6 protein-coding genes are annotated in these 3942 nt (G+C 46.0%); 1 reads left to right on the top strand and 5 read right to left on the bottom strand.

From position 1 onward, the window contains the following. Positions 1–46: 46 nt before the first annotated feature. Entirely contained in the window at positions 47–373 is a 327-nt protein-coding gene (locus tag N6G83_RS54005) for a plasmid mobilization protein (protein WP_116362722.1), read from the bottom strand. A gap of 268 nt (positions 374–641) precedes the next feature. Here N6G83_RS54005 and N6G83_RS54000 point away from each other — a divergent pair, with 268 nt between their 5' ends. After that, the gene (locus tag N6G83_RS54000) at positions 642–1256 is read left to right on the top strand and encodes a TIR domain-containing protein (RefSeq protein ID WP_260524407.1); all 615 of its coding nucleotides are present in this window, start codon (positions 642–644) and stop codon (positions 1254–1256) included. Between the two features lie 32 nt (positions 1257–1288). On the opposite strand, the gene N6G83_RS53995 is transcribed toward N6G83_RS54000, so the two are convergent. The 4 genes from N6G83_RS53995 to N6G83_RS53980 all read right to left on the bottom strand — a co-directional run bounded on the left by N6G83_RS53995 (position 1289) and on the right by N6G83_RS53980 (position 3714). Continuing rightward, a complete protein-coding gene (locus N6G83_RS53995; protein WP_260524406.1) occupies positions 1289–1996 on the bottom strand; it encodes a hypothetical protein in 708 nt (235 codons plus the stop codon). A 2-nt stretch (positions 1997–1998) separates the two neighbouring features. Further along, complete coding sequence (locus N6G83_RS53990) at positions 1999–2901, bottom strand: replication initiation protein (protein WP_260524405.1); 903 nt, start codon at positions 2899–2901, stop codon at positions 1999–2001. Positions 2902–3095: 194 nt separating this feature from the next. Then, a complete protein-coding gene (gene nadS / locus N6G83_RS53985) occupies positions 3096–3380 on the bottom strand; it encodes a NadS family protein (RefSeq protein WP_015060318.1) in 285 nt (94 codons plus the stop codon). Position 3381: 1 nt separating this feature from the next. After that, positions 3382–3714, bottom strand: a complete 333-nt coding sequence (locus tag N6G83_RS53980; RefSeq protein ID WP_116362726.1) for a type II toxin-antitoxin system RelE/ParE family toxin — start codon at positions 3712–3714, stop codon at positions 3382–3384. Positions 3715–3942 lie beyond the last annotated feature (228 nt).

Raw genomic sequence — 3942 nt, 5'->3', positions numbered from 1 at the left:
GTAATCAACGGGGCCACTGCCCGAACCGGCACCGCGTGAGTGAATTTTAATGATCACGGTGCTGCTCCAGCAGTTCACCCAGATTGCGGTCGAGGCTGTTGAGCACCGCCAGAAGGGAAACCCGCTCCGTGGGGGTAAGCCCGTCAAGCTGGTTAAGGCGGCGGGCGATCTGGTTGAGGTTGTTGCCTATACCGCTGACCTGTCGCAGCAGTTCGGGCGCAACATCAGGCAGACGGCGCTTTCTAGCGGTGTGTTCTCCCAGACCGAGCTGACGCAGCCATTCAGCCAGATGGGTTCGGTCACACCGGTCGATCAGACGCTGATGCTCTGAGTCGGTCAGGCGGATTTTGATCTCTCTCGTACGCTTTTCCATGCTCACTCCGCTGAGAAATATTCGCACCCAAAGTGCGAAAGTTTCGCAGTGGATGCCCGGGGTTTCGGGGGGCGGCGAGCCCCCTGAACCAGTCACAGACGGCACCTCGCAGAGGGGACGCTGTGTGTACTGGCTTAAGGTATGGAGCAGTATGTCAGATTCAGTGGGCGCTGCAAAAAAAAAGACCGCCGGAAAGAAAGGCTGTTATCTGATATAGGTTCGAGTGCAAAATGGAGGGGACACACACAGAAAAGGACAAAAGATAAAAATGGGAAAACATAAGGTATTCATTAGCTACCATCATGCAAATGATCAGGACTACAAAAACGCACTGGAAACAATGAATGATGAACATGAAATCTTCGTCAATAGGTCAGTATCGCTTGGTGACATAGACGAAGATGAAGAACCACAAACGATAAGAGAAATAATAAGAGATAAATACCTTAGAGATACAACAGTTCTCATACTGCTTGTAGGGACAGAAACAAAAAATAGAAAACATGTGGACTGGGAAGTTTTTTCCAGCATGAGAGATAGCACTATTAATAAAAAGTCAGGGATATTGGTGGTCAATCTTCCATCGACAAATACAACATATATTCGATCAACACATGGTAGCGATGAAAAGTCAGAAATACATCCTACCGTGAGTGATTGGGTTTCTATTGATAAGCGCTCGACCTTTGAGGAAAGATTCCCATACATGCCTGCGAGGATAATAGATAACTTCATGAAAACGGGATCGTACATATCCGTAGTTAACTGGAGTCAAATAGATGAGAATCCTGAGGCGCTGAGAAAGTTAATAGACATGACTTATGACGATAGAGAGAAAGCAACATATGATATGTCGAGAGAGATGAGAATGCGTAATGGGTAGATTTAAGGAGTAGCGAAAGCTACTCCTTTTACTTACCAATTCCACTTATCAGTATTAATTCCGAACTTAGGTTTAACATCATTAATAAAGAAACGATTAACATCTTTGAAACCTTTCAATATACGGTCATAATCATAGTATTGCATCTGTATCTTATTAATCCCTGTACTGTGGAATCTCATGACGTCACCGGTAGCCCTGTCGTTAACTTCGTCCTTATCTGAGATGTACTTATACCAACGCTTATAGTTGTTTTGATAATTGGTTAAGAACTTATTTAAAACCATCAGCATTTCATTACTAAAGTCATATATCTCACGATCCTTCTTAGGATTAAGTATCTTCATTTCATCCCGAATAAACTGATATGTTTGATAGTATGAGGATATTACTTCGTCAAATGCATCGACGTTTTTCCTGACTTTAAATATAGCTCTTTTTGAATCCAGATGATTTTTTATGCTCTTTTTGTAAAGAGTTGAACTTTCATTAAAAAGTATACTAATACCGCCAAGACTCAGCTTCTCCACTTTCACTGAATATTTTTTCAATAAATAAAGAGAAACCATTAACCAAATAAAAACAGCGATTAGGAGTATTGAAAGAACACCTGTTACAAGAGGCCTGTTTTTACTAAAAACAGTATAAACAGAAGGGATATAGTTAGATATGTCAACAGTACACATAACCCCCACAAATGCTAGGAATGCGATAGTCCAAAGAGTCACGAAAGTTTTCAATTTTATTCCTCACTTGATTTTTTTATGTAAAAATACTTTCTTCTGCTTATCCCCATTTCTACCCACGGTTTTTTTTCCTCGATACTTCCTTTCCTCCTTGATACCCCCGATTTTTTACCTCTTATGGATTGAATGTCAGAGGAGTGAGTAATCTCAACGAATCTTTCAAAGTGATCTGATGAAAATTTATTTGATGTCCACTTAGCCACACTTTTAGCAACAGTCATGACCTCTCTCTCATCAAGGCATGCTGGAAATTGTAGGTTATAGGCATTTGCACGTTCATAGCAGGCTTTCAGCCACTGCTCATACTCAGGCCAACCCTGACGGATAGCGCGGTATGCCCATTTTCGGGTTTTATCGAACAGGGTGCAGTTACGGCCTAAACCGTAATCGGCGACGATTTCTTTGTCGTTCGTGGCGTTCAGGTCGAGCGAGTCTGCAAGCCAGTCCAGCGTGTAGAGTTCGGGCTGCCAGACGGCAATTTTCCAGTGACCATTGTTCGGATTCTTGCAAATTAGTCCCGAATACCCCGCATCAGCGTCCAGTTTTTTACGTAGCGCGTTCTCTACAGCGGCAGCGTACTTCAGCGGCTTCATTTTTCCGTCGGGTGCGGTGCGTATCGAGGTTTTCAGCGCATAGAGTAGATGGGCATGACCGTTTTCGGGGTTAGTAATGCTCAACGTAGGCGCGGGCGCGTTGCGGTCGCTCCAGTCAATGGCGGCACCGACTCGATCAACGTCAAAACCCAGCCAGAACATGGCGTGAGGCTGGTTGAACTGGATGTATTTCGCCAGAATTGCGCGCTCTTTTCCCGCGATGCGTACACCAAAATGCAGATCGTCCGAAAAGTACGGCTTGTTAGGTAAGCGGTCGTTGAACAGGTCGAGAGCTGGGTTAGTCACTCACGCCAGCGCTTATGGCGGGCTGTTGTCTTGCACTCTGCATGTGCTAATATCCTTCTTAGGTTACGTACCTAGCCCTGATTAATCATGTCTCTTCCGCCAAGTTGAAACCATGATTATCGGGGCTTTGTTTTTTCTGCCGTTAACGTTACACGCGAACGGCGGTTTCTGTCGAATCCTTCCGTCATAAAGCCTTAATGTGAGGCAAGTTCCTGAAAGAATTTAGGGTTGGCCTGTATGGTCGCCAGCACCTTTGCCGCCAGTCCGGTCGGGTTACGTCTGCCCGTTTCCCAGCTTTTGATGGTATCGAGGCTGGTGCCAAGCACCTTCGCCATTTCATCCTGCGTCACGTTCAGTTGGGCGCGGAGTGCCTTCACATCAGCCAGTTCATAGCGCGTAACCCGGGCAGGCGCTTTAACTCCGTGTTTGATCTCGACGGCTTCTTCGAGTGACGCTTTCAGTTCGTCAAAAAAACTCATGCTACACCTCGTCTTTCAGTAGTTTCGTCAGCTTTTTCAGGTCGGATTTTTCGGCGTCCGTCAGGCTGTCTTTGGTGCTTTTTGGGTAGGCCATCACGAGATAGATAATTTCTTCGGTGGCCAGAAAGTAAATCACCCGCGCACTGCCGCTTTTCCCCTGTGTGCCGGTCGCCATTCTGATTTTTCGCAGCCCGCCGGTTTGCCTGATGAGATCGCCTTTGTCCGGTGACTCAATCAGCAATTTCTGGAGCTCTTTGAGCTCGTCGTCCGTGGCGATTTGCTTTATCTGACGGGTAAACATCGGCGTTTCGATAAACTCTATCGCATGGCTCACTGTGTCATTCCCTTTATATTCTTAATGTACATTGTACACCAAAGTAATATTACGTCTACGTGAGCATTCCGCATGCGCGGTGCTAAAGCGTCGGGCCGTGATAACGGGTGCGCTGCTTTTCCAGTTGCAGCTGGTGTTCGTGCTGTTTTACGAGCGCATTAACCGGCTGAGATTGTCGCTCAAGCTCTCGACCTGACCGCGCAAGCTGTTCACCTGATTGCTCAAGTA

This window comes from Serratia sp. PL7 (assembly GCF_945957435.1).
The sequence above is the reverse complement of the archived record's forward strand: the minus strand, read 5'-3'. Positions and strand labels throughout refer to the sequence as shown.